Here is a 23,198-nt window from a genome sequence, read left to right as displayed (position 1 = left end):
CGGACCCCCACCCCAGCCCTCCCCCGCAAGCGGGAGAGGGCGCTTTGCGAAATAATACTTGAAAAGGAAAATATTTCCGTTTTCAATACGGCAACGGGGTGAGCGGTTCGCGCGGAGCAACGCGCAGCTCGCTGCCCTGCGTCCAGGGATCCGATCCAGGAATCAAATCCAAAGATCAAAAGCTTCAGGAGAGCGCCGTGACCGTCGTCCTTCCCACGCCAAAGCAACTTCGCGCCGTCGCCGAGCAGTGCGGCCTGTCACTCACCGAAGAGGACGTGGCCTCGTTCCGCGGCCTGATGCAGGGCTCGATCGATGCCTACAACCTCGTCGCCCAGATGCCGGACGAACTGCCCGAGGTGAAATATCCGCGCACGCCCGGCTATCGGCCGGCGCCGGAAGACAACAAGCACAACGCCTGGTACCGCAAGTCGACGGTGAAGGGCGCCGCCTCCGGCAAGCTCAAGGGCAAGACGGTCGCGCTCAAGGACAACATCATGCTGGCCGGCGTGCCGATGACGAACGGCTCGTCGACGCTGGAAGGCTATATCCCCGATTTCGACGCCACCATCGTCACACGCATGCTCGATGCCGGTGCCGAGATCGCCGGCAAGACCCATTGCGAGCACTTCTGCCTGTCCGGCGGCAGCCACACCGGCTCCTACGGGCCGGTGCACAATCCACACAAGATGGGCTATTCGGCCGGCGGCTCGTCGTCGGGCTCCGGCGTGGTGGTCGCGCTCGGCGAGGTCGACATGGCGATCGGTGGCGACCAGGGCGGCTCGATCCGCATGCCGTCCTCGTTCTGCGGCACCTACGGCATGAAGCCGACCTGGGGCCTCGTGCCCTACACCGGCATCATGCCGATCGAGATCTACGTCGACCACACCGGCCCGATGACCGCGACGGTGGAAGACAACGCGCTGCTGCTCGAAGTGCTAGCCGGCGACGACGGCTATGACCCGCGCATCAAGGCGCCGAAGGTCGAGGAGTACACCAAGGCGCTGGGCAAGGGCGTCAAGGGCATGAAGATCGGCATCGTCAAGGAAGGTTTCGAGCAGCCGACCGCGGAGGCCGCGGTGAATGAGAGCGTGCGCGAGGCGGCCAAGCGCCTCAAGGATCTCGGCGCGTCGGTCGAGAATGTCTCGATCCCGATGCACATGCTCGGCGGCGCGATCTGGACGCCGATCGGCACCGAAGGCCTGACCCAGACCATGATGTTCGGCGACGGCTACGGCCTCAGCCGCGGCGATCTCTATTCGACCTCTCTGATGGACTTCCATCGCGGTTGGCGCCGGCAGGCGGATTCGCTGTCCGAGACCACCAAGCTGTTCATGATGCTCGGCACCTACATCAACAACAATTTCGGTCCGCGCTTCTACGGCAAGGCGCTCAACATCTCCCGCCGGCTGACCGCGGCCTATGACAAGGCCTTCAAGGATTACGATCTGCTGTTGATGCCGACCACGCCGATGAAGGCGACGAAGTTGCCGGAGGCCAATGCCAGCCGCGAGGAATACGTCGCCCGCGCGCTGGAGATGATCTCGAACACCGCGCCGTTCGACATCACCCATCACCCGGCGATGTCGCTGCCCTGCGGCATGGTCGACGGCTTGCCGGTCGGCCTGATGCTGGTCGGTCGGATGTTCGAGGAATCCACCATCTACCGTGCCGCGCACGCCTTCGAGCAGGCCGGCGACTGGAAGAAGATGTGAGGCGCCGCTTGTCGCAGACACAAGGTCGATGGATCGAACACCATGGCTAGCACCTTCGCCGCGGTGTTCGAGATTGTGAGCTTCGGCGCGATCATCGTGCTGGTCGTGCTCGGGCTCGGCATCATCGCCAGCATGATGGGCATCTTCAACTTCGCGCAGGGCGAATTCGTCCTGCTCGGAGCCTACGTCACCTATCTGGCCTACGCCCACGGCGCGCCGGTCTGGGTCGGCATGGTTGCGGCGCCCTTCGTGGTCGGCGCGATCGGATTCGTGCTGGAGGCGCTGATCATCCGGCGCTTCTACGCCGCGCCGATCGTGGCGATGCTCGGTACCTATGCGCTCGGGCTGATCATCCGCGAAAGCGTGCGCGGCCTGATCGGCGGCTTCTATCTCACGGTGCCGGAGCCGATCGGCGGTTCGATCGATCTCGGCTCGGTCCACATCTCGGCCTGGCGCTTCACCATCATCGTGATCACGCTTTTGGTGATGGGCGGCTGCTATCTGCTGCTGTCGCGCACCTCTTTCGGGCTTCGGGTCCGCGCCACGCTGGAAAACCCGGCGCTGGCGCGCGCGTCGGGTATCTCGACGCCCTTGATCTACGGCGCGACGTTCGCGTTCGGCGCGGCGCTCGCCGGGCTTGCCGGCGCGCTGATCGTGCCGGTGTTCAGCCTGTTTGCCGATCTCGGCATCCGCTTCCTGATCCAGGGCTTCGTCGCCGTGATGGTCGGCGGGGTCGGCTCCTTCATCGGTCCGGTCGCCGGCGCCGGTGTGATCGGCACGCTCAGCGCGGCGCTGCCATGGGTCATGTCGCCGGTCGTCGCCGACGTGCTCGTCTTCGTGCTCGCCATCGCCTTCATCAAATTCCGGCCGCAAGGCCTCATTGCTGGGAAAGGGGTCTAATCACCATGTCGATTGAACGCATGAACCTTACGCGCCGCCGCTTCATGAGCAATTTCGCCTTCGCGACCGGCGCGCTCGCCACCGGCGTGGGAAGCTGGGTGGTCAGGCCCGATTGGGCCAACGCCGCCGAGGGACCGATCAAGGTCGGCATCGCGACCGACCTGACCGGCCCGATCGCCTATGCCGGCAACGCCGACGCCAACGTCGCCAAGATGGTGATCAAGGAGATCAACGCCGGCGGCGGCCTGCTCGGCCGGCCGCTCGAGCTCTATATCGAGGACACCGCCTCGAACGAATCGGTCGCGGTCGGCAACGTCCGCAAGCTGATCCAGCGCGACAAGGTCGACATGGTGCTGGGCGGCATCACCTCCTCGATGCGCAACGCGATCAAGGACCCGATCGTGGCGCGCGGCAAGACGCTCTACATCTATCCCCAGCTCTACGAGGGCAAGGAGTGCACGCCCTATCTGTTCTGCACCGGGCCGACGCCGGCGCAGCAATGCGACGAGTTCATTCCGTGGTTGATCAAGAACGGCGGCAAGAAGTTCGCGCTGCCGAGCGCCAACTATGTCTGGCCGCACACACTCAACGTCTATGCCCGCAAGGTGATCGAGGCCAATGGCGGCGAGGTCGTGTTCGAAGAGTATTACCCGCTCGATCAGGTCGACTTCTCGTCCACCGTCAACCGCATCATCTCCAACAAGGTCGACGTCGTCTTCAACACGGTGATCCCGCCGGGCGTCGGCCCGTTCTTCAAGCAGCTCTATGAGGCGGGTTTCCTCAAAAACGGCGGGCGGCTCGCCTGCGTCTACTATGACGAGAACACGCTCAACATCAATCAGGCCAACGAGATCGAGGGGCTCGCGAGCTGCCTCGACTACTTCAAGGTGCTGACCAAGGAGGACCCGTTCAACGCCAAGATCCAGGCGGCTTATGAGAAGGATTTTCCGGGCAACTTCCTGTTCGCGGCCGGCAGCGCCGCCACCGGAACCTATCGCGGCCTCAAGCTGTGGGAAGCCGCGGTCAAGGAAGCCGGCAAGGTCGACCGCGACTCGGTCGCGGCCGCGCTCGACCACGCCAAGATCGCCGAAGGGCCCGGCGGGCCTGCCGAAATGGTTCCGGGCAAGCGTCACTGCAAGATGAAGATGTACACCGCCGTTGCCAAAGGCGGGAACTATGAGATCGTGGCGCGCAGTGCCGGTCTCGTCGATCCCAAGGAGTGCTGAGCAGTCGATGGGTGGAGCAAGAGAGGCCGTCGCACGCATCGGCGAGGGACCAGATGTCGTGACGGGTGAGGGTGCACCGGCCGCAAGCGCGCCGGCGGGACGGACATCGGCAGGATGGAAGGTCCTGCCGATCGTGGAAGGGCTGGTGCTGTTGATCGCACTGGTCCTGCCATGGGTTCTGCAGGACTATCTGACGGTGTTCGCCACCCGCGTGGTGATCCTCGCGCTGTTCGCGCTGTCGTTCGACCTCGTGTGGGGCTATGCCGGCATCATGAGTTTCGGCCAGGCGCTGTTCTTCGGCGCCGCCGGCTACGGCGTGGCGCTGATGGCGCGCGATCTCAACGTCACCTCGATCCTCTTGATCCTGCCGGCGGGCACCTTGATAGGTCTCACCGCCTCGCTGCTGCTCGGCGGCTTTCTGCTGCTCGGGCGCTATCCCTCGAGCGTGATCTTCGTCTCGCTCGGCACGCTCACCGGTTCCTATGCCGCGGACCGGCTGGCGCGCGGCTGGTACTATCTCGGCGGCCAGAATGGCATCCCGTCGATCCCGCCGCTCACGCTCGGCAGTTACGAGTTCGAGGAAGGGCCGGTCTACTACTACATGGTGCTCGGCATCCTCGTGGTCACCTATCTGCTCTGCCGCTTCCTGGTGCGTTCGCAATTCGGCCTGGCGCTGGCGGGCCTGCGCGAGAACGAGCAGCGCATCGCCTTCTTCGGCTACAAGGCGCAACATCTGAAGGCGATCGTGTTCGCGATCGGCGGCACCATCGCCGGCCTCGCCGGCAGCCTCTATGCCTTCCATGAAGGCTTCGTCTGGCCCAACATGCTGGGCGTCGTGTTTTCGACCCAGGTCGTGCTCTACGTCCTGTTCGGCGGCTCCGGCACGCTGATCGGAGCGGTGATCGGCACAGTCATCATCGAGGGTGTCAGCTTCTGGCTGTCGGACAATTACCGCGATGTCTGGCCGATCATCCTCGGTGTGCTGCTGCTGCTCGTGATCATGTTCCGCCCGCTCGGGCTGATCTCCTTCGTGCTCGGCGAGCGCGAGCGCGTCGGCAGCTTCGGCAAGGAGCCAGGCAAGGGACCAAGCAAGGCAGCAAAAAAGGAGGCCGGCAATGCCGCTCCTTGAGGCCTCAGGGATCAGCAAGGTGTTCGGCAAGCTCACCGCGCTTGACGGTGCGGCGCTGACCGTCGGCGAGAACGAGTTTCACGGCCTGATCGGCCCGAACGGCTCGGGCAAGAGCACGCTGATGAAATGTGTCGCCGGCGCCGAGGTGCCGACCACGGGCAAGGTCTCCTTCGTCAACACCGACATCACGGCGTTCTCGCCGACCGAGCGCGCCCGCGCCGGCATGAGCCTGAAATTCCAGATCACCTCGGTGCTGCCGACACTGACGCTGTACGACAACATCCTGCTGGCGCTGCAGGCGCAGTCCTCGCTGTTCGATCTGGTGCTCTCGCGCACCCGCAACAGGCTGCACGATCAGGTGATGACGATGCTGACCCAGTTCCGTCTCGCCGATCGCGCGTATGACGCCGCGGCGGCGCTGTCGCACGGCCAGCAGCAATGGCTCGAGATCGCGATGGCGCTTGCCGGCAAGCCGCGGCTATTGCTGCTGGACGAGCCGACCGGCGGCATGAGCCTCGAGGAGCGCCGCGTCACCGGCGAGCTGTTGCAGCCGATCAAGCAGCATTGCTCGCTCGTCATCGTCGAACACGATCTCGATTTCATCCGCGACATCTGCGACCGCCTCACCGTGCTCGACCAGGGCAAGGTGCTGGCCTCCGGAACGGTTGCGGAGATCCAGGCCAACAAGAGCGTCCAGGAGATTTATCTTCGCCGTGCCTGAGCAAACCTTCCTCGATATAAGGCATCTCGATGCCGGTTATGGCCGCAGCCAGGTCCTGTTCGATGTCAACATCGGCATTCCCTGGCGCGGCGGCGTTGCCGTGCTCGGCCGCAACGGCGCCGGCAAGACCACGCTGATGAAAACCATCGTCGGCGAGCTCGCAAGCTCGCAAGGCGAGCTGTTCTTCGACGGCCGCGACATCACCCGCCGCCGCACCGAGGAACGGGTGCGCTCCGGCATCGGTTACGTGCCGCAGGAGCATTCGGTGTTCGCCCGCCTGTCGGTGCGTGACAACCTCGCGGTCGGTTCGCTGTCCAATTCGGATGCCGGCGCGGCCGATCGCGTGCTGGAGATATTCCCGAAACTCGGCCAGCGCCTCGACCAGCCGGCCGGCACGCTGTCCGGCGGCGAGCGCAAGATGCTGGCGATCGGCCGCGCCATGCTCGGCAATCCGAAGCTGCTGCTGCTGGATGAGCCGACCGAAGGGGTCTGGATCGGCGTGATCGAGGAGATCACCGAGCGGCTGATCGAGCTTGCCAAGAGCATCGCGGTCGTGATCGTCGAGCAGCATCTCGACCTCGCGCTGCGCGTCGCCGAATACGCCTATGTGCTGGACCGCGGCCGCGTCGCCTTGCAGGGCGAGGCGGGTAAGGTGCGGAGCGATCCGGAACTGCTGCGCTATCTGGCGCCCTAGAATCCCGGGTTCCCTTGGGAACGAAGAGCCCTCGCTGCCGTTGGGCCGCGGGAGGAATTCACCGATGCGTTATCTTTCGATTGCAGGTCTTTTCGCCGTTGTCGTGATGAACAGCGCTGCCGCGCTGGCCCAGCATGCCGGCACCAAGTCGGAACAATCCGCGTGCTCGCGCGATGCGCAGCGGTTCTGCCGCAAGGACCTCGGCAATGACGACGCCGTGCAGAACTGTCTTCAGACGAATCGCGCCAGTCTGGGCCGAAGCTGCAAGAAGGTTTTCGAAGGCCACGGAATGTGACGCGCCGCTTGCCGGTCGCCACAGCAACTCCGTGTCGACTCAGCGCGGCGCCGTTCCGTCGATGCGCTCGACCAGGTGTGCCCGCGAGGGTGAAGGATCAAATCTGTCGGCGAAGTACTGCGTTTCGTGGGCGACCAGCCCGTCGCGGAATTCCATGATGCTCACCACGTAGGACGGTCTGTCGTCGTAGGTGAGGATGTATTCGGTGATCCAGAGATCGCCGCCGCCGATCATGCGCTGGATCGTGAAGCGCTTCTTGTTCGGCTGCACCGTGCGGCTGTCCTGAATGTTGCGCCGGCCGCGGATCCGTTCGCCCGACTGCGGATAATCGAGCACGGCATCCTCGGCGTAGATCTCATGCTCGCGCTCGAAATCGCTCGCGTCCGAGGCTTCCCAATGGCGCTGCAGCGCCATCCGCACGGTGTGATCATCCATGGCAGTCTCCCGGCTGTGCCCGGCGTGTTGATCGGACGATTGTCTACGCGCAATTGGCGAGGGGAATGTGGCGGGGAAGGGAGCGATGATGCGAGGGCGTCACCGTTCCCTTCCGTCATTCCGGGGCTCGCGAAGCGAGAACCCGGAATCCATCGCACTACTTGCTCTGCGGCCCAATGGATTCCGGGCTCGCGCCAAGAGGCGCGCCCCCAGATGCGCAATTGCGCATCGGGGAATGACGTGGGGATGGAGTCGCGCCGCGCTTACTTCACCGCGGAGAAGCGGCCGTCGAACGAATTGGTCTGCACGACAGGCGCGGAGCCGGCGAGTTGGGTCGACGCCGACGATGTCGCGGCCGGTGCGGTGGCAGCAGCGGTGTTGGTCGCCGCCGGCTTCGGCGCGGGCTTCGCGGCCTGCTTCGGCTCCGCCTTCGGTGCGACGCGAACCACCGACTGCGGCTTGGCTTCGGCGACCTTCGGCTTGGCCGGCATGGCAGCGGCCGGCGCCGGCGCGGCGGTCTTGCTGGCGTCCGCGGTGCCGCCGATGCCGACCTTGCGCGCGAAGCTGGAGAAGAAGCCTTCGGACTTGTCGGACGCGTTCGCCGAAGCAACGCGGGTGCTGGCCGGCGGGGTCGACGACGTCGTCGCCACGACAGGCTCCTCCTGCTGGACCGCGAGGTTGGGCCGCGGCGGGTTGACCGTGCCGGGGATGGTGCCGGGGGCGCGCGCGAGCGACATCGATGCCAGCGCCTGGCTGTCGCCGCCTTCGGACAGACCGGTGTTTCCTTCCGGAATTTTCGAAGCGAAGATCGCGTTCATGCCGCCGTCGATGCCGGTGTTGAGGCGCGCTACCGGCGTGCCCTTGGCGGCCAGCTTGGCCGTCTCGGCGTCGTCGCGCTGCTCCTTCTCGCGCACGGCGCTCGCGATCTCCTCAGGGATCACATAGGCCGGGCACTTCGCCGATGCATTGAACACCGGGTCGCGCACAGCGTCGGCCGGCTTCGCCGCGTCGAAGACGTACTTCTTCTCGCAGAAGTCGACCTTCGGCTCCTGCTTCGTCACCTCGAAATGGTCGTTGCCTTCCTTGATCATCTTCCAGAAAGGCATGTTCGGATTGTTGCGGTGCTTGGCCATGTTCACCGGCGTCATCCGGAACGGATAGGCCTGGAACTGGAACGCCTTCTGGCCGCCGAAGAAGGATTCGCGGCCGAGCGAGTAGATTTCCGCGATCTGCTCGTCGGTCATCGCGTAGCAGCCGCGCGAGGAGCAGTCGCCGTGCACCATCAGCTCGGAGCCGGTGCGGCCGAGCGACTTGTCGAAGGCGTTGGGATAGCCGGTGTTGAACGACAGGTAGTAGGCCGACTGCGGATTCATCTGGCTCGGGTTGATCGAATAGAATCCCTCGGGCGCCTGGCGGTCGCCTTCACGGACCTTGGGGCCGAGATCGCCCGACCAGCGGCAGATCGGATAGGTCTTGAGCAGCGCGAACTGGCCGGAGCGGGTCTGCTTCCAGACCTCGAGCTCGGCCTCCTGCTTGAACAGCCGCACCAGGATCGGCGACTGCATGTCCATGTCCTTCTCGGCCATGGCGGCGACGAGTTTTGGCGGGACCGGCTGGTTGGCCTTGGCGTTCTGGGCGAGCGATATCTGGTCGCTGTCACAGCCGGCGAGCATGACGCCCGCGGCGAGGACCGCCGAGGTCAGAAGCGCGCGTACGAGCGTGCGATGAGTCAAGTCCGAGCTCCACACCCACCGGGCGATTTTCGCGACCCCAACACGGCGAATATGCCCTGAAGCCATTGTGTAAAATATTAGCCTTCGACCACCCCTGCTCGCAACCTGAACCGGGGCTGACAGCCTTCACGGTAGCAGGCATGGTTCAAGGAACGTTAAAGACCCGGCTCGGGGCCCAATTACGGCAAAATCGGTCGATTTGGGCGAAAAATCCAGCCGTTTGGGCGCCTCAGCCCAGCTTGCGGCCGATATCCAGGAACTTCTGGCGCCGCTGTTTGCGAATCGCGTCCGGATCAAGATTTCGTAGGTCGTTGAGCGCCTGGGCGATGGCGTCGCCGGTGGTCGTGATCATCGCGGCGGGGTCGCGGTGGGCGCCGCCGGCGGGCTCCTTCAGGATCTGGTCGATCACGCCGAAGCGCAGCATGTCCTGGGCGGTGATCTTCATGCTGTTGGCGGCTTCCTGCGCCTTGCTGCCGTCGCGCCACAGGATCGAGGACGCCGCCTCCGGCGAGATCACGCTGTAGATCGCGTGCTCCATCATCAGCACGCGGTTCGCGGTGGTGATGGCGATGGCGCCGCCCGACATGCCTTCGCCGGTGACGATCGCGACATTGGGCACGCCGAGCGACAGGCAGGCGTCGGTCGAGCGCGCGATCGCCTCGGCCTGGCCGCGCTCCTCGGCACCGATGCCGGGATAGGCGCCGGCGGAATCGACGATCGACAGCACCGGGATGCCGAAGCGGTCGGCCATCTCCATCAGGCGCACCGCCTTGCGGTAGCCTTCGGGGCGCGCCATGCCGAAATTATGCTTGATGCGGCTGTCGGTGGTGGCGCCCTTCTCCTGGCCGACCACGCAGATGCTCTCGCCGCGGAAGCGGCCGAAGCCGCCGATCAGGGCCTCGTCGTCGGCGAATTTGCGGTCGCCGGCCATCGGCGTGAATTCGGTGATCAGGCCGCCGATGAAATCGGTGAAGTGCGGCCGCTGCGGATGCCGTGCCACCAGCGTCTTCTGCCAGGGCGTCAGATTGGCATAGAGGTCGGTGAGCGCTTGCGCCGCCTTGTCCTCGATCCGAGCGACCTCGTCGCCGATGTCGCTGCCACTTGCGGCAAGCGTGCGCAACTCGTCGATCTTGGATTCAAGCTCGGCGACGGGTTTTTCGAAGTCGAGATAGCTGCGCATCGGGTCGGGCATCAACTCAATATAGGGAGGAACGGTGCGAGGGGCGAAGCGGTTTTGGCGTAGAGAAGAGAAGTTTTGTAACTTCAATTGGTTAACGCGCATTCTGGCGGAATGCACGCTTCGGGATCGCAGGCAGGTGACGCTCTTTCCGCGGAGACGAAGCGGAAGTCAAGGCGGATCAGGCGACGGTATCGATGTCCAGCAGGCGCTGGACTTACTTCTCCGCCAGCGGATGCAGGTCGCGGACCAGGCTTTTCAGCCGCTCCTCGACCACATGGGTGTAGATCTGGGTGGTCGAGATATCGGTGTGGCCGAGCAGTGTCTGCACGATGCGCAGGTCCGCGCCATTGTGCAGCAGATGGCTGGCGAAGGCGTGGCGCAGCACGTGCGGGGAGACCAGCCGCGGCGCCAGGCCGGAGACGCTCGCGAGCTCCTTCAGGTCGCGGGCGAAATGCTGCCGGGTCAGGTGGCCGCTCTCGCCGGAGGAGGGAAACAGCCATTTCGACGGCGCCGCCTTCTTCGCCTTCGGCTGCATCACTTCCATTGCCGCGAGGTAGTCCGCCATCGCCTGGCGCGAGGCCTCGTTCAGCGGCACCAGCCGCTCCTTGTTGCCCTTGCCGCGCACCACGATCATCCGCGCATCGCGCCGCGCTGCGGTGACCGGCAACGACACCAGCTCGGAGACGCGCAGGCCGGTGGCGTAGAGCACCTCGAGCAGGCAATACAGCCGCAGCGCGCGCAGCCGCTGCGCCGGCGAGACGTCGGTCTGGGTCAGCTCCTTGGCGCGGGTCAGCATGCGGTCGACATCCTGGATCGACAGCACCTTTGGCAGGCCGCGCCCTCGCTTCGGGCCGGACAGGATCGCGGCCGGATCGTCGCCGCGGACCCGCTCGTTGAGCAGGAAGCGATAGAGATGCCGCATCGCCGACAGCCGCCGCGCCACGCTGGTCGACTTGAAGCCCCGGCTATCGAGGTCGGCGAGGTAGCCGCGCAGTGCCTCGGTGTCGGCGCTGGTGAAGTCGGCGCCGGCATGGGCGAGGTAGTCGGAGAAATCCGTCAGGTCGCGCCGGTAGGCGTCGAGCGTGTTGCGGCCTGCGCCCTGTTCCGCGGCGAGCATGTCGAGGAACAGCGCGGTCAGCTTGGCGTCGGAAGACTTTGTGGGAGGCTTGGCGGGAATCTTGGCTGCAGCGGGCATGCCAGAATCATAGCGCCTATTTCTTGAGGAACTTATCCGGCGGGATGGTCACGGTCATTTCCCGCGGTTTCGGGTGCACGAAATTCGCCAGCGCGAAGACGATGCCGTAGCCGATCCCGAAAATCACGGCGACGACCGTCAGGAAGCGGAACAGGCTGGGCATGGAGGCGACTCGGGCAGCGAATTAACCAATGAAATCATCCAACATGTTCCCCGCGCGGTTGCAAGAGTCGCTGGTAACGGTATCGCCGGGGGTAGTATAGGTGGCTCGAATTCTGAACAATTCGTCCCAATATCCGAGCTTTTTGATGTCCGACGCAGCCGTCCCGGCACAAGCCAACCCGACCCTGGAGGCCGATATCGCGGCCGCGCTGGGGACGCGGTCGATCGTGCTGGTCGGCATGATGGGAGCCGGCAAGTCGACCATCGGCCGGCGGTTGGCGGTGCGGCTCAAGCTGCCGTTCACCGATGCCGACACCGAGATCGAGGCGGCGGCGGACATGACGATCCCGGAGATCTTCGAGACCCACGGCGAGCCTTACTTTCGCGACGGCGAGGCGCGGGTGATCGCGCGCATCCTCGACAGCGGCCCGGTCGTGCTGGCGACCGGCGGCGGCGCTTTCATGCGCGAGGAGACCCGCAACCGGATCCGCGACCGTGCGATCTCGATCTGGCTCAAGGCCGACAGTGATATCATCATGCGGCGGGTCCGCCGCCGCGCCGATCGTCCGCTGCTGCAGACCGCCGACCCCGAGGCGACCGTCAACCGGCTGCTCAGCGAGCGCGAGCCGGTCTACCAGAACGCCGATCTGACGATCGCCTCGCGCGACGTGCCGCACGACCGCATCGTCGACGAATGCCTCGAGGCCCTGCATGTGCATCTGTGCGGCGTGCGTCCGGCCGGCGAGCCACCAAATGATGGATTGAACGCGACCTCATGACTGCGCCCCTGAAACACTCCGCCTCCGTTACCGTCGATGTCGCGCTCGGCGACCGTGCCTATGACATCGTCATCGGCCGTGACGTGCTGCAGTCGTTGGGAGAGCGCGTCGCGGCGCTGCGCCCCGGTGTGCGGACCGCCATCGTCACCGACCGCACGGTCGCCAGGCACTGGCTGGAGCCAGCCGAGGCGTCGCTCGCGGCCGCAGGCGTGCCGACCTCGCGGATCGTCGTCGAGGAAGGCGAGGGCTCGAAGAGCTACGCCACGCTGACGCAGGTCAGCGAAGCGCTGATCGCGGCGAAGATCGAGCGCAACGACCTGGTGATCGCGCTCGGCGGCGGCGTGGTCGGCGACCTCGCCGGCTTCGCGGCCGCGATCCTGCGCCGCGGCGTCGATTTCGTGCAGGTGCCGACCTCGCTGCTGGCGCAGGTCGATTCCTCCGTCGGCGGCAAGACCGGCATCAACTCGCCGCAGGGCAAGAACCTGATCGGCGCATTCCACCAGCCGGTGCTGGTCATCGCCGACACCTCGGTGCTCGACACGCTGTCGCCGCGCCAGTTCCGCGCCGGCTACGCCGAGGTCGCGAAATACGGCATCCTCGGTGACGAGGCCTTCTTCGCCTGGCTCGAGAAGAACCACGCCGACATCTTCGCGGGCGGCGCCGGGCGTGAGCACGCGATCGCAACCTCCTGCCGTGCCAAGGCCGGCGTTGTTTCACGCGACGAGCGCGAGACCGGCGAGCGCGCGCTGCTCAACCTCGGGCACACTTTCGGCCATGCGCTGGAAGCCGCGACCGGCTTCTCGGATCGCCTGTTCCACGGCGAGGGCGTCTCGGTCGGCATGGTGCTGGCCGCGGAGTTCTCGGCGCAGCTCGGCATGATTTCGTCCGACGATGCGGCCCGCATCGCGCGTCATCTTTCCGCGGTAGGATTGCCGACACGCCTGCAGGACATCGCAGGCTTCGCGCAGGAAGGCCTCGCCGATGCCGACGCACTGCTGGCGCTGATGGCGCAGGACAAGAAGGTCAAGCGCGGCAAGCTCACCTTCATCCTGCTTGAGGCGGTCGGCCGCGCGGTGATTGCCAACAATGTCGAGCCACAGCTGGTGCGCGACTTCCTGCAAGCCAAGCTCAAGGCCTAAAGCCACGGATCATTTCAGTGGGATGGTTGACCTTCTCGATCGTGCTGCTCTGCCTGCTCGTCTCCGCGTTCTTCTCGGCGAGTGAGACGGCGCTGACCGGCGCCTCGCGCGCCAGCATGCTGCGCCTGTCGAAGCAGGGCAACGGCGAGGCGACCGTCGTGTCCAGCCTGATCGCGATGCGCGAGCGGATGATCGGCGCCCTGCTGCTCGGCAACAACATCGCCAATATCGGTGCCTCCGCGCTCGCGACCGGCATCTTCACCGCGTGGTTCGGCGATGTCGGCGTGCTCTATGCCACCGGCGTCATGACGGTCCTGGTGGTGATCTTCGCGGAGGTGCTGCCCAAGACCGTCGCCATCAATGCGCCGGACCGGGTGTCTCTCTTGGTGGCGCGGCCGATGCGGCTGACCGTGTTCGTGCTCGGTCCGCTCCTGACCATCATCGAAGCCATCGTCCGGGCCTTGCTGCGGCTGCTCGGCATCAAGATCGGTGCCTATCAGGCCATCTTGTCGCCGACCGAGCGTCTGCGCGGCGCGGTCGATCTGCTGCATCACGAGGGCAAGGTCGAGAAGCAGGACCGCGACATGCTCGGCGGATTGCTGGACCTCAGCGAGCTCCAGGTCTCCGACGTGATGGTCCATCGCACCGAGATGACCATGGTCAACGCCGACCTGCCGCCCGAGGAGCTGGTGCGCGAGGTGCTGGCCAGCGAATACACCCGCATCCCGCTGTGGCGGGAGAAGCCGGAGAACATCGTCGGCGTGCTGCATGCCAAGGACCTGCTGCGCGCGATGCGCGCCAATGAGGGCGACATGTCCGCGATCGATGCCTCCGCGATCGCGCTGCCGCCGTGGTTCGTGCCGGAGATGCGTCCGGTCTCCGAGCAGCTGAAGGCGTTCCGTCGCCGCAAGACCCACTTCGCCCTTGTCGTCGACGAGTACGGCGAGGTCGAAGGCATGGTGACGCTGGAGGATATTCTGGAGGAGATCGTCGGCGACATCTCCGACGAGCACGACGTCGTCGTCGCCGGCGTGCGTGCGCAGCCGGACGGCTCGGTCGTGGTCGACGGCTCGGTGCCGATCCGCGATCTCAATCGCGCGATGGACTGGCACCTGCCGGACGAGGAGGCGACCACGGTCGCCGGCCTCGTGATCCACGAGGCGCGCTCGATCCCGGAGCGCGGCCAGAGCTTCACCTTCCACGGCTTCCGTTTCCGCGTGCTCCGCCGCGAGCGCAACCGCATCACCGCGCTGCGCATCGTCGCCGTGCCGCGCGAGGCCGAGCTGGAGGAGAAGAAGCCGAAGCGGGCGGGGACGGCGTTCTAGTTGGAGCTGGCTAGGCTGCCGGTACCGTCACCCTGAGGAGCGCGCATCGCGCGCGTCTCGAAGGGTCGACGGCCCAGCCGGTGGCCGTGCATCCTTCGAGACGCGCTACGCGCTCCTCAGGATGACGGACTAGTAGTCTGCCACAGGATGACGGGGCTGGTCGTCTGCCGGAAGCTACTCGATATCGATCGAGATCCCCGACAGCTTCCACGCGCCGTCGGAGGGGATGAAGCCGAGCTGATACTTCACCTGCTTGGGCGTCGTGTCGAAATGGCCCTTCAGCCGCAGCACGCCCTTGTCGTCGATCTTGGCGTCCTCATCGAGCACGATCGGCTTGGCGACGACCGCGTCGAACACGGCGTGCTTGTCGACCAGATCCTTGAAGATGGTCCGCAGCTTGTCGGGTGGAAACTGGTCGCGGAACGGCTTTGAGATCTTGGCGTGGAACACGGTGAAATTGTTCGCGGCCACCGCGTCGTTGAGCGAGACCAGGATGCTCTTGATCAGCACCTCCTGGACGAACGGGCTCGGCATATCCAGCGCCGCGGCCGGGCGCATCGCGCAGATCAGGAGCAGGCCGGCGGCGGTGACAATCGACCGGAAACGTGGCCAGCAAGGGATCATCAATGGCCCCATCTAAAGCGCGGAGGTGCTATTCTCATAACGGAAAACCGCTGCTTCGTCTTGAGGCAAGCGCGGACTAGCGCGGCTTTTCCCCGGGGCCGTGGGCATGGATCGCCAGCGCATGCACCGAGCCGGCGAGTTCCTGCGCCAGCGTCGCATTTATCATGCGATGGCGTTCGATCCGGCTCTTCCCTTCGAAGGCCGGAGACACAATATACACCCTGAAATGTGTCTCGCCGCCGGGCCTGTGGCCGGCGTGGCCCTCATGCAGATGTGACTCGTCGACGACGTCGAGGCTTTCGGGCAAGAAAGCTTCACGCAACTTGTTTATGATAGCGTCTTTGGTGCTCATGGCGGCGGAGTTAGGTCCGCGACAGCTTTTCGTCAATGGTGCAAGCGGGAAACGAGGTCTGCGCAATGTCAAGACTTGAAGAATTGTGCATTGCGTAGTCAAAGAGAACATGGCCATCGATTCATCTAAATTCTTCGACTCCATTCGCATCAAGCCGACCAAGGTGAGTGCGAAGCGCCAGGCGCAGGCCGGCGAGCAGGCGGTTGCCTGCGAGTGGGCGGGGTGCCAGAACAAGGGCGCGCATCGCGCTCCGAAGGGCCGCGAGAATTCGCGCGAATATTGGCACTTCTGCCTCGATCACGTCCGCGAGTACAACCAGTCTTACAATTTCTTCCAGGGCATGAATCCTGACGACGTCGCGCGCTACCAGAAGGATGCGCTGACCGGTCACCGTCCGACCTGGAAGATGGGTGCCAACAACGGCAAGAAGGAGAGCGGTCTCGATGCCGCCTCCGATCCGTTCCACGTGTTCTCCGAACTCAACGGCCGCGGCCGTTGGCGCCCGGGACCCGGCGGCGCGGAGCCCAAGCCCGAGACGCGCAAGGTCATGAACGCCGAGCGCAAGGCGCTGCTGGTGATGGGACTCGGCGCCGGCGCGACGCTGGAAGACGTCAAGGCCAAGTACAAGGCGCTGGTCAAGCAGCACCATCCTGACGCCAACGGCGGCGACCGTTCCACCGAGGATCGCCTGATCGAGATCATCAAGGCGTATAATTATCTGAAGACCGTGGTGCGCGAGGCGTAAGCCATCACCGTCGTCGCCCCTGCGAAAGCAGGGGCCCATAACCACCAGCGGTCATTGTTCAAACGAGATGTCTGCCCCCGCTGCCCCATTGATGGGCCGCGGCGTATGGGTCCCTGCTTTCGCAGGGACGACAGCGGAGTGGTTGGCTCCGCCGTCGAACAGCTGCGATCTCGATTTCTCAGTCCTTCGGCACCGCCCCGACATACGACGAGCTCGGCCGGATCAGCCGGCCGGTGCGGCGCTGCTCGAGGGCGTGTGCGGTCCAGCCGGCGGCGCGGGCCACGGCGAAGATCGGCGTGAAGGCCTGCCGCGGGATCTCCAGTCCGTCGAGCAGGATCGCGGTGAAGAACTCGACATTGGTCTCGAGCGGCCGCTCCGGATTCTTCTTGCGCAGCGCTGCGCGAACATAGGCCTCGACTTCGCCGGCAAAGGGCAGGTCGGCACCGCTGGCCTCCAGGCGCTCGATCGCAACCTTGAGCACGTCAGCACGCGGGTCGCGCACGCGATAGACGCGATGGCCGAACCCCATCAGCCGTTCACCATGTGCGAGTGCGCCGTCAACCCAGGGCTTGATGCGCTCGCGCGTGCCGATCGCATCCAGCATCTCGAGCACCGGCTCCGGCGCGCCACCATGCAGCGGGCCGGTCAGTGCGCAGTAGCCGCCGGTGATTGCCGCGAACAGATCGGCGTGGGTCGAGGCGATCACCCGCGTGGTGAAGGTCGACGCGTTCATGCCGTGATCGCAGACGGTGACGAAATAGGCGTCAAGTGCCGCGACCTCGCGCGGCTCGGCCTTGCGGCCCCGCAGCATCCGCAGCGTGTCGGCGGCGTGGCTGGCATTCGGGTCCGGCGCGATCGGGGCACGTCCCTTGGCGTTCTGCACCAGGGCGCCCGCGATCACCGGGAAGGCGCCGACAATGGTCGCCTCGTGCTCCAGCCCGCTCTCGGCGCGCAGGCCTGCGATCGCGGCCCGGAAGCCGTCGACGATGGACATGCCGTGCGTCGCCGGCAGCAGGTCCGGCAGCCGCGCAAAGGCGCGCTCGCGGGCAGCGCCGAGGCTGGCGCGGACATTGGCTTCACTCAGTGACTTGCCGGTGGCGCCGTTCCACAGCCGCGCCGTGACGGCCTCGAAGCTCGACTTGTCCGCGAGGTTGGCGACGTGCTCGCCGGCGATGATCAACTCGCCGCGCTCGCCGTCGACATGGCTCAACACGGTCTCGGCGGCGGGTACGCCGTCCAGACCGATCTGGCTCTTGGTGAGAATCATGTTCATGGCCCGATCTCCTTGCTTCACCCCTTCAAGGTCGGGCCTCTCGACGAGTTGATCAATCTTGATTATATAAATCAATATGAAAAAATCCGCCGAGCTTTACCTCTCCGCTCGCGAGGCCGCCGCCGAGCTCGCGATCTCGCCGGCGACCCTCTACGCCTATGTCAGCCGCGGCCTCATCCGCTCGGAGCCGTCGCCGGACTCGCGCAGCCATCGCTACCGTGCCGAGGACATCAGGGGTTTGAAGGAGCGCCGCGTACCGTCGCCGGAGCCGCGTGGGCTCCGAAACTTCGATGCGGACTTGCCGGTGATGGATTCGGCGATCGCAACCATCACCGAGCAGGGCCCGATCTATCGCGGCGTGAACTGCGTCGATCTCGCCCAGCGCGATACGCTGGAGCACACCGCGACACTGCTGTGGGATGTCACCGGCGTCGATCCGTTCGCGCCGGACAATTGCCCGCATGTCTCGGATGAGATGCGTGCGATCGCGGAAGCCGCGCGCCGCGCCCAGCCGATCGACCGAACGGTCGCGGTGTTCGCGCTGGCCGCAAGCGCGGATCCCGGCGCCTTCACCCGCGCGCCCGACGGCCGCGCGATGGTCGGCGGCCGCATCCTGCGGCTGCTGGTCGCGACCATGTTGAATGCTGTGCCATCGGCCGAGCCGCTACATGAGCAGGTGGCGCGGGTCTGGACGCCTGACAACAAGCACGCGCCCGATCTTATTCGCCGCGCGCTGGTGCTGCTCGCCGATCATGAATTGAACGCCTCCACCTTCACCGCGCGCTGCGCGGCATCGACCGGCCTCAATCTGTACGACGCGGTGATCGCGGGTCTCGTCGCGTTGAAGGGGCCGATGCATGGCGGCGCCGGCGTGCTCGCCTCGCGCCTGGTCAGGACCATGATCGATAACGACGTCGCGCCTGTCGTCCGCGAGCGGGTTGCGCTGGGCGAGCGCTTCGCCGGCTTCGGGCACGGCGTCTACAAGAAAGGCGATCCGCGCGCGATCTCGCTGCTCGAGGCCCTGACGCGCGCGGGTGCGCCGCGCAAATTCACCAGGGAGGTGCCTGATAGAATCGCGGAGGCGACCGGCGAGTTCGTCAATATCGATTACGCGCTGGCGGTGCTGGTACATGCGCTGCGGATGCCGGCGGGGAGCGAGCTGGCGCTGTTTGCGATGGCCCGCAGCGTCGGCTGGATCGCGCATGCCAGCGAGCAGCTTCAGCTCGGCAAATTGATCCGGCCTCGCGCACGCTATGTCGGCCCGGCACCCGGGCGGGCCGGTTCGACCAACAGTATTTAGCAGTATTTAGCTTTTATTCTGCCGGCTTGGACGGTTCGATCAGGCCGCCGCCATGCCGGCGCCTGATGGTCCAGACCGCCAGCGCGAGGATGACGGCGCCGCCTGCCACCGCAAACATCCAGAGATGCTTGCCGACATGCTGATGATGCGGCAGGCCCGCATAGTCGTGCAGCGCCGTGACCGCGAGCACACCGGGCAGCACATGCGCCGGCGCCCAGAGCAGGATCGCAGGGATGTTGACCGCGTAGAACCGCGCCGGCGGCATGTCGAGCGCGCCGGCCGTGATCGGCACGAAGGCGCGGATCGGCGGCACGAAACGGGCGAAGAACACCGCAAGCACGCCCCAGCGGTTGAAGAAGGCCTCGCTCTGCGCGACCACGCGCGGGTAGTTGGAGAGCGGCCAGGCCGACAGGATCTCGCGCTGGCTGCGGTGGCCGATCATGTAGGCGGTGCCGTCGCCGAGCATCGCGCCGGCGGCCGCGGCGGCCAGCACCGGCACGAGCTTCAATTCGCCGCCCGGCACCAGCGCACTCAGCGCCAGGATGATGGTCGAGCCCGGCACCAGCGAGCCGACCACGGGCACGGCTTCCAGCAGGGCGGCCAGAAACAGCGTCAGATAGGCGAGCCAGGCATGGGCCGAAACGAACGCAATCAATGGGTCAAGGAATGAAGTCACAGAATCCCTTGGGCGATAGTGAAACAGGTCCGAGAGCTAACAACTCCCCGCCGCGCTGAAAAGTGCCCCGGACGGGCAGGCCGTCGTGGCGCTGCGGCAAAAGTACGGCGGGATTTGCAGAGCAGCCTTCCAAAAACCGAGTTTCGCTCTTATCTTTATGATAGAACAACGGAACTTTGATTTGCCCGCGGGCTTCTGCCAGCCGTTGCTCTCTGCTAGGCTTGTGCGAAGCACCCCATCCGCAGCCAAACGATTAATCTGGTTTCGGGAACGCCCGGGACCTCGGAGGATGAATGACGACCGCCGTCCAGACCAAAGCTCAGGAACCCGTCGGCTTGCCCGACATGAAGGTGTCGGTCCGGCAGGTCTTCGGGATCGATAGCGACCTGGAAGTTCCCGCCTATTCCGAAGTCGATCCGCACGTGCCGGAAGTCGACAGCGACTACCGCTTCGACCGCGCCACCACGCTCGCGATCCTCGCCGGCTTCGCCAAGAACCGCCGCGTGATGGTCACCGGCTATCACGGCACCGGCAAATCGACCCACATCGAGCAGGTTGCGGCCCGCCTCAACTGGCCCTGCGTGCGCGTCAACCTCGACAGCCACATCAGCCGTATCGATCTGGTCGGCAAGGATGCGATCGTGGTCAAGGAAGGCAAGCAGGTCACCGAATTCCGCGACGGCATCCTGCCTTGGGCGCTGCAGCACAACATCGCGCTGGTGTTCGACGAATACGACGCCGGCCGCCCGGACGTGATGTTCGTGATCCAGCGCGTGCTGGAAGTCTCCGGCCGCCTGACGCTGCTCGACCAGAACAAGGTGATCAAGCCGCATCCGGCGTTCCGCCTGTTCTCGACCGCCAACACGGTCGGCCTCGGTGATACGTCGGGCCTCTATCACGGCACCCAGCAGATCAATCAGGGGCAGATGGACCGCTGGTCGATCGTGACCACGCTGAACTACCTCGCCCATGACGAGGAAGTGGAGATCGTGCTGGCGAAGGCGCGCCACTACCGCACGCAGGAAGGCCGCGACATCGTCAACAAGATGGTGCGGCTTGCCGATCTCACCCGTAACGCGTTCGCCAATGGCGACCTGTCGACGGTGATGAGCCCGCGCACGGTGATCACTTGGGCCGAGAACGCCGATATCTTCAGCGACATCGGCTTCGCGTTCCGCGTCACCTTCCTCAACAAGTGTGACGAGCTGGAGCGGCCGCTGGTCGCCGAGTTCTACCAGCGCTGCTTCAACGTCGAGCTGCCGGAATCCTCGGTCAACGTGGCGCTCAGCTAGTCCATGCCGAAAATCTCCGTCGAGCGCACAGTCACACAGACGAAGAAGGCGGTGCTCGGCGGATTGCTCCGCTACAACAACGAGAAGATGGGGAAGCAGAAGTACAAGCGCTTCGCCATCTCGCTGCGGCAAGGCGACGAGATCGTCGGCGGCATCGTCGGCGAGGTCTGGACCGCGGTGTTGTTCATCCAGCTGTTCTGGATGGAGCAGAAGTTTCGCAACAAGGGCTTTGGCGCGAAGCTGATCAAGGCGATCGAAGACGAGGCGCGGCGCTTCGGGGCCACGCAATCCTATCTGGATACGATGAGCTTCCAGGCGCCGGGCTTCTACCGCGCCAACGGATATAAAGAGTTCGGTTCGATTGAGGGGTATCCCGGTGGCGTAACGCGCCATTGGTTTACGAAATCGCTATGACAGCCTCCAACATCAAATTCCGTCCCGGATCGAAGGAAGCGCCGACCGAGCCGTTCAAGCGCTCGGTGTCGGCGTGCCTGAAGGCGATCGCCAAGAAGCCGGAGCTCGAAGTCAGCTTCGCGGCGGAGCGCCCCGGGCTCGCGCCCGGCAAGGCGCGGCTGCCGGAGCCGGCTCGCAAGATGACCAAGCGCGACGCGGCGATCGTGCGCGGCCACGCCGATTCGATCGCGCTCAAGATCGCCTGTCACGATCCCAAGGTGCATCGCAAGCTGATGCCGGGTAATCCGCAGGCGCGCGGCGTGTTCGAGGCGGTCGAGCAGGCGCGCGTCGAGGCGCTCGGCTCGCGGCGGATGGCGGGTGTCGCGAAGAACCTCACCGCGATGCTCGACGATCATTTCCATCGCGGCAAGTACGACGAGATCACCGACCGCGCCGACGCGCCGCTGTCCGATGCGCTGGCGATGCTGGTGCGCGAACGTCTCACCGGCATGGCTCCGCCCGCGGCCGCAAAGAAGATGGTCGATCTCTGGCGTCCGACGCTGGAGGACAAGATCGGCTCGCGGCTCGACCAGCTCGGCCGTTTTGCCGAGGACCAGGCCAGGTTCGGCGACCTCGTCCACGATCTACTGTCGGCGCTCGATCTCGGCGACGACCGCAACATGGATTCCGACGACGACGAGGACCAGGACGAGAACCAGGACGGCGAGAGCGATCAGTCCGGCGCCGAAGGTTCGCCGGATTCCGACGCCGCGCAGGAGATGAGCGCCGACCAGGCCCAGACCACCGCGGACGAAATGAGCGAAAGCGCGATGGAGAGCGCACAGGCCTCCACGTCGGACACGTTCGACGACGGCGAGCTCGGTGACGACGAGACGCCGGGCGAGGCGACCCGGCCGAATTCACGCGGCCAGAACGAGCCGCGCGGTCCGGAATATCACGCCTTCGCGCCGAAGTTCGATGAGGTGGTCGCAGCCGAGGATCTCTGCGATCACGACGAGCTCGAGCGGCTGCGTTCCTATCTCGACAAGCAGCTCGCGCATCTGCAGGGCATCGTGGCGCGGCTCGCCAACCGTCTGCAGCGCCGCCTGATGGCGCAGCAGAACCGCGCCTGGGATTTCGATCTCGAGGAGGGCATTCTCGATCCGGCGCGGCTGTCGCGTGTCGTCACCGATCCCTATCACCCGCTGTCCTTCATGCATGAGAAGGAGGCGACCTTCCGCGACACCGTGGTGACGCTGCTGCTGGATAATTCCGGCTCGATGCGCGGCCGTCCGATCACGGTCGCCGCCACCTGCGCTGACATTCTGGCGCGCACGCTGGAGCGTTGCGGCGTCAAGGTCGAGATCCTGGGCTTCACCACCCGCGCCTGGAAGGGCGGGCAGTCGCGCGAGGCCTGGCTTGCCGCCGGCAAGCCGGCCAATCCGGGCCGTCTCAACGATCTCAGGCACATCATCTACAAGTCGGCCGACGCACCCTGGCGGCGCGCGCGGAAAAATCTCGGCCTGATGATGCGCGAGGGCCTGCTCAAGGAAAACATCGACGGCGAGGCGCTCGACTGGGCGCACAAGCGTTTGCTCGGGCGTCCCGAGCAGCGCCGCATCCTGATGATGATCTCCGACGGCGCGCCGGTCGACGATTCCACGCTGTCGGTCAATCCCGGCAACTATCTCGAGCGGCATCTGCGCCACATCATCGAAGAGATCGAGACCCGCTCGCCGGTCGAGCTGATCGCGATCGGCATCGGTCATGACGTCACGCGCTACTATCGCCGCGCCGTCACCATCGTGGATGCCGAAGAGCTCGGCGGCGCAATCACCGAAAAGCTCGCCGAACTCTTCAGCGAGACCCACGGCTCGGCGCCCGCACCCGGCACCCGGCGCCGCCTCCACTCGTGAGA

24 protein-coding genes are annotated in these 23,198 nt (G+C 65.4%); 15 read left to right on the top strand and 9 right to left on the bottom strand.

Annotation, left to right across the window (positions count from 1 at the left end; genetic code table 11):
- Positions 1-197: 197 nt before the first annotated feature.
- The 7 genes from H8A92_RS17855 (at position 198) to H8A92_RS17825 (ending at position 6,677) form a co-directional block, all read left to right on the top strand.
- Entirely contained in the window at positions 198-1,712 is a 1,515-nt protein-coding gene (locus H8A92_RS17855) for an amidase (RefSeq protein ID WP_229196989.1), read from the top strand.
- A 42-nt stretch (positions 1,713-1,754) separates the two neighbouring features.
- Positions 1,755-2,612 carry a branched-chain amino acid ABC transporter permease gene (locus H8A92_RS17850; protein ID WP_229196988.1) on the top strand — a complete coding sequence of 286 codons (858 nt, stop codon included), beginning with the start codon at positions 1,755-1,757 and terminating at the stop codon, positions 2,610-2,612.
- Positions 2,613-2,617: 5 nt separating this feature from the next.
- Positions 2,618-3,838, top strand: a complete 1,221-nt coding sequence (locus H8A92_RS17845; protein ID WP_163162090.1) for a substrate-binding protein — start codon at positions 2,618-2,620, stop codon at positions 3,836-3,838.
- Between the two features lie 7 nt (positions 3,839-3,845).
- A complete protein-coding gene (locus H8A92_RS17840) occupies positions 3,846-4,967 on the top strand; it encodes a branched-chain amino acid ABC transporter permease (RefSeq protein ID WP_229196987.1) in 1,122 nt (373 codons plus the stop codon).
- Entirely contained in the window at positions 4,954-5,688 is a 735-nt protein-coding gene (locus tag H8A92_RS17835) for an ABC transporter ATP-binding protein (protein ID WP_229196986.1), read from the top strand. Before H8A92_RS17840 ends, H8A92_RS17835 begins: the two co-directional genes overlap by 14 nt.
- Positions 5,681-6,382, top strand: coding sequence for a branched-chain amino acid ABC transporter ATP-binding protein (locus tag H8A92_RS17830; protein WP_229196985.1), 702 nt, complete (start codon positions 5,681-5,683; stop codon positions 6,380-6,382). Before H8A92_RS17835 ends, H8A92_RS17830 begins: the two co-directional genes overlap by 8 nt.
- 64 nt (positions 6,383-6,446) lie before the next feature.
- Positions 6,447-6,677 carry a hypothetical protein gene (locus H8A92_RS17825; RefSeq protein WP_229196984.1) on the top strand — a complete coding sequence of 77 codons (231 nt, stop codon included), beginning with the start codon at positions 6,447-6,449 and terminating at the stop codon, positions 6,675-6,677.
- A gap of 39 nt (positions 6,678-6,716) precedes the next feature.
- Here H8A92_RS17825 and H8A92_RS17820 read toward each other — a convergent pair whose 3' ends face one another.
- From H8A92_RS17820 to H8A92_RS17800, 5 genes are all read right to left on the bottom strand, one after another.
- Positions 6,717-7,112: a nuclear transport factor 2 family protein gene (locus H8A92_RS17820; RefSeq protein WP_229196983.1), complete on the bottom strand. Its 396-nt coding sequence runs from the start codon at positions 7,110-7,112 to the stop codon at positions 6,717-6,719.
- Between the two features lie 263 nt (positions 7,113-7,375).
- The gene (locus tag H8A92_RS17815) at positions 7,376-8,845 is read right to left on the bottom strand and encodes a L,D-transpeptidase family protein (protein ID WP_229196982.1); all 1,470 of its coding nucleotides are present in this window, start codon (positions 8,843-8,845) and stop codon (positions 7,376-7,378) included.
- A 229-nt stretch (positions 8,846-9,074) separates the two neighbouring features.
- A complete protein-coding gene (locus H8A92_RS17810) occupies positions 9,075-10,037 on the bottom strand; it encodes an acetyl-CoA carboxylase carboxyltransferase subunit alpha (RefSeq protein WP_229196981.1) in 963 nt (320 codons plus the stop codon).
- A 202-nt stretch (positions 10,038-10,239) separates the two neighbouring features.
- On the bottom strand, positions 10,240-11,220 hold the full coding sequence (gene xerD, locus H8A92_RS17805; protein WP_229196980.1) for a site-specific tyrosine recombinase XerD: 981 nt from the start codon (positions 11,218-11,220) through the stop codon (positions 10,240-10,242).
- A gap of 16 nt (positions 11,221-11,236) precedes the next feature.
- Positions 11,237-11,383, bottom strand: coding sequence for a hypothetical protein (locus tag H8A92_RS17800; RefSeq protein ID WP_016843561.1), 147 nt, complete (start codon positions 11,381-11,383; stop codon positions 11,237-11,239).
- Positions 11,384-11,528: 145 nt separating this feature from the next.
- Here H8A92_RS17800 and H8A92_RS17795 point away from each other — a divergent pair, with 145 nt between their 5' ends.
- Genes H8A92_RS17795 through H8A92_RS17785 form a run of 3 tightly spaced genes read left to right on the top strand, consistent with a single transcriptional unit; the run spans position 11,529 to position 14,625 of the window.
- A complete protein-coding gene (locus tag H8A92_RS17795; protein ID WP_229196979.1) occupies positions 11,529-12,161 on the top strand; it encodes a shikimate kinase in 633 nt (210 codons plus the stop codon).
- Positions 12,158-13,300 carry a 3-dehydroquinate synthase gene (gene aroB / locus H8A92_RS17790; protein WP_229196978.1) on the top strand — a complete coding sequence of 381 codons (1,143 nt, stop codon included), beginning with the start codon at positions 12,158-12,160 and terminating at the stop codon, positions 13,298-13,300. Before H8A92_RS17795 ends, aroB begins: the two co-directional genes overlap by 4 nt.
- Before the next feature lie 17 nt (positions 13,301-13,317).
- Entirely contained in the window at positions 13,318-14,625 is a 1,308-nt protein-coding gene (locus H8A92_RS17785) for an HlyC/CorC family transporter (RefSeq protein ID WP_229196977.1), read from the top strand.
- Positions 14,626-14,799: 174 nt separating this feature from the next.
- Here H8A92_RS17785 and H8A92_RS17780 read toward each other — a convergent pair whose 3' ends face one another.
- Both H8A92_RS17780 and H8A92_RS17775 read right to left on the bottom strand, forming a co-directional pair.
- A complete protein-coding gene (locus H8A92_RS17780) occupies positions 14,800-15,249 on the bottom strand; it encodes a hypothetical protein (RefSeq protein ID WP_229196976.1) in 450 nt (149 codons plus the stop codon).
- A gap of 76 nt (positions 15,250-15,325) precedes the next feature.
- Complete coding sequence (locus tag H8A92_RS17775; RefSeq protein ID WP_028338206.1) at positions 15,326-15,601, bottom strand: BolA family protein; 276 nt, start codon at positions 15,599-15,601, stop codon at positions 15,326-15,328.
- 109 nt (positions 15,602-15,710) lie between these two features.
- Here H8A92_RS17775 and H8A92_RS17770 point away from each other — a divergent pair, with 109 nt between their 5' ends.
- Positions 15,711-16,346 (top strand): J domain-containing protein, encoded by a 636-nt coding sequence (locus H8A92_RS17770; protein ID WP_163155671.1) that lies wholly within the window; start codon positions 15,711-15,713, stop codon positions 16,344-16,346.
- Between the two features lie 178 nt (positions 16,347-16,524).
- Here H8A92_RS17770 and H8A92_RS17765 read toward each other — a convergent pair whose 3' ends face one another.
- Complete coding sequence (locus tag H8A92_RS17765; protein WP_229196975.1) at positions 16,525-17,619, bottom strand: citrate synthase/methylcitrate synthase; 1,095 nt, start codon at positions 17,617-17,619, stop codon at positions 16,525-16,527.
- Between the two features lie 76 nt (positions 17,620-17,695).
- Here H8A92_RS17765 and H8A92_RS17760 point away from each other — a divergent pair, with 76 nt between their 5' ends.
- Positions 17,696-18,919, top strand: a complete 1,224-nt coding sequence (locus H8A92_RS17760; protein WP_229196974.1) for a citrate/2-methylcitrate synthase — start codon at positions 17,696-17,698, stop codon at positions 18,917-18,919.
- Between the two features lie 13 nt (positions 18,920-18,932).
- Here the strand turns inward: H8A92_RS17760 and H8A92_RS17755 are convergent, their stop codons facing one another.
- Entirely contained in the window at positions 18,933-19,595 is a 663-nt protein-coding gene (locus H8A92_RS17755; RefSeq protein ID WP_229196973.1) for a DedA family protein, read from the bottom strand.
- Between the two features lie 293 nt (positions 19,596-19,888).
- Here H8A92_RS17755 and cobS point away from each other — a divergent pair, with 293 nt between their 5' ends.
- From cobS to cobT, 3 genes are read left to right on the top strand one after another with little or no spacing between them, the layout of a single operon-like run.
- Positions 19,889-20,887 (top strand): cobaltochelatase subunit CobS, encoded by a 999-nt coding sequence (gene cobS, locus H8A92_RS17750; protein WP_163155663.1) that lies wholly within the window; start codon positions 19,889-19,891, stop codon positions 20,885-20,887.
- A gap of 3 nt (positions 20,888-20,890) precedes the next feature.
- A complete protein-coding gene (locus H8A92_RS17745; protein ID WP_095731654.1) occupies positions 20,891-21,301 on the top strand; it encodes a GNAT family N-acetyltransferase in 411 nt (136 codons plus the stop codon).
- Positions 21,298-23,196 carry a cobaltochelatase subunit CobT gene (cobT, locus tag H8A92_RS17740; protein ID WP_229196972.1) on the top strand — a complete coding sequence of 633 codons (1,899 nt, stop codon included), beginning with the start codon at positions 21,298-21,300 and terminating at the stop codon, positions 23,194-23,196. The genes H8A92_RS17745 and cobT overlap by 4 nt, the downstream gene beginning before the upstream one ends.
- The last annotated feature ends 2 nt before the right edge of the window (positions 23,197-23,198 follow it).

This window comes from Bradyrhizobium acaciae, from assembly GCF_020889785.1.
GTDB classification, from domain to species: domain Bacteria; phylum Pseudomonadota; class Alphaproteobacteria; order Rhizobiales; family Xanthobacteraceae; genus Bradyrhizobium; species Bradyrhizobium acaciae.
The sequence above is the reverse complement of the archived record's forward strand: the minus strand, read 5'-3'. Positions and strand labels throughout refer to the sequence as shown.

Bases quoted from the DNA above. Each gene is read 5' to 3' on its own strand.
- H8A92_RS17845 (WP_163162090.1), top strand. From the start codon at position 2,618: ATGTCGATTGAACGCATGAACCTTACGCGCCGCCGCTTCATGAGCAAT.
- H8A92_RS17835 (WP_229196986.1), top strand. From the start codon at position 4,954: ATGCCGCTCCTTGAGGCCTCAGGGATCAGCAAGGTGTTCGGCAAGCTC.
- cobS (WP_163155663.1), top strand. From the start codon at position 19,889: ATGACGACCGCCGTCCAGACCAAAGCTCAGGAACCCGTCGGCTTGCCC.
- H8A92_RS17765 (WP_229196975.1), bottom strand. From the start codon at position 17,619: ATGAACATGATTCTCACCAAGAGCCAGATCGGTCTGGACGGCGTACCC.
- aroB (WP_229196978.1), top strand. From the start codon at position 12,158: ATGACTGCGCCCCTGAAACACTCCGCCTCCGTTACCGTCGATGTCGCG.
- H8A92_RS17770 (WP_163155671.1), top strand. From the start codon at position 15,711: ATGGCCATCGATTCATCTAAATTCTTCGACTCCATTCGCATCAAGCCG.
- H8A92_RS17760 (WP_229196974.1), top strand. From the start codon at position 17,696: ATGAAAAAATCCGCCGAGCTTTACCTCTCCGCTCGCGAGGCCGCCGCC.
- xerD (WP_229196980.1), bottom strand. From the start codon at position 11,220: ATGCCCGCTGCAGCCAAGATTCCCGCCAAGCCTCCCACAAAGTCTTCC.
- cobT (WP_229196972.1), top strand. From the start codon at position 21,298: ATGACAGCCTCCAACATCAAATTCCGTCCCGGATCGAAGGAAGCGCCG.
- H8A92_RS17775 (WP_028338206.1), bottom strand. From the start codon at position 15,601: ATGAGCACCAAAGACGCTATCATAAACAAGTTGCGTGAAGCTTTCTTG.
- H8A92_RS17825 (WP_229196984.1), top strand. From the start codon at position 6,447: ATGCGTTATCTTTCGATTGCAGGTCTTTTCGCCGTTGTCGTGATGAAC.
- H8A92_RS17850 (WP_229196988.1), top strand. From the start codon at position 1,755: ATGGCTAGCACCTTCGCCGCGGTGTTCGAGATTGTGAGCTTCGGCGCG.
- H8A92_RS17795 (WP_229196979.1), top strand. From the start codon at position 11,529: ATGTCCGACGCAGCCGTCCCGGCACAAGCCAACCCGACCCTGGAGGCC.
- H8A92_RS17840 (WP_229196987.1), top strand. From the start codon at position 3,846: ATGGGTGGAGCAAGAGAGGCCGTCGCACGCATCGGCGAGGGACCAGAT.
- H8A92_RS17810 (WP_229196981.1), bottom strand. From the start codon at position 10,037: ATGCCCGACCCGATGCGCAGCTATCTCGACTTCGAAAAACCCGTCGCC.
- H8A92_RS17800 (WP_016843561.1), bottom strand. From the start codon at position 11,383: ATGCCCAGCCTGTTCCGCTTCCTGACGGTCGTCGCCGTGATTTTCGGG.
- H8A92_RS17820 (WP_229196983.1), bottom strand. From the start codon at position 7,112: ATGGATGATCACACCGTGCGGATGGCGCTGCAGCGCCATTGGGAAGCC.
- H8A92_RS17780 (WP_229196976.1), bottom strand. From the start codon at position 15,249: ATGATCCCTTGCTGGCCACGTTTCCGGTCGATTGTCACCGCCGCCGGC.
- H8A92_RS17745 (WP_095731654.1), top strand. From the start codon at position 20,891: ATGCCGAAAATCTCCGTCGAGCGCACAGTCACACAGACGAAGAAGGCG.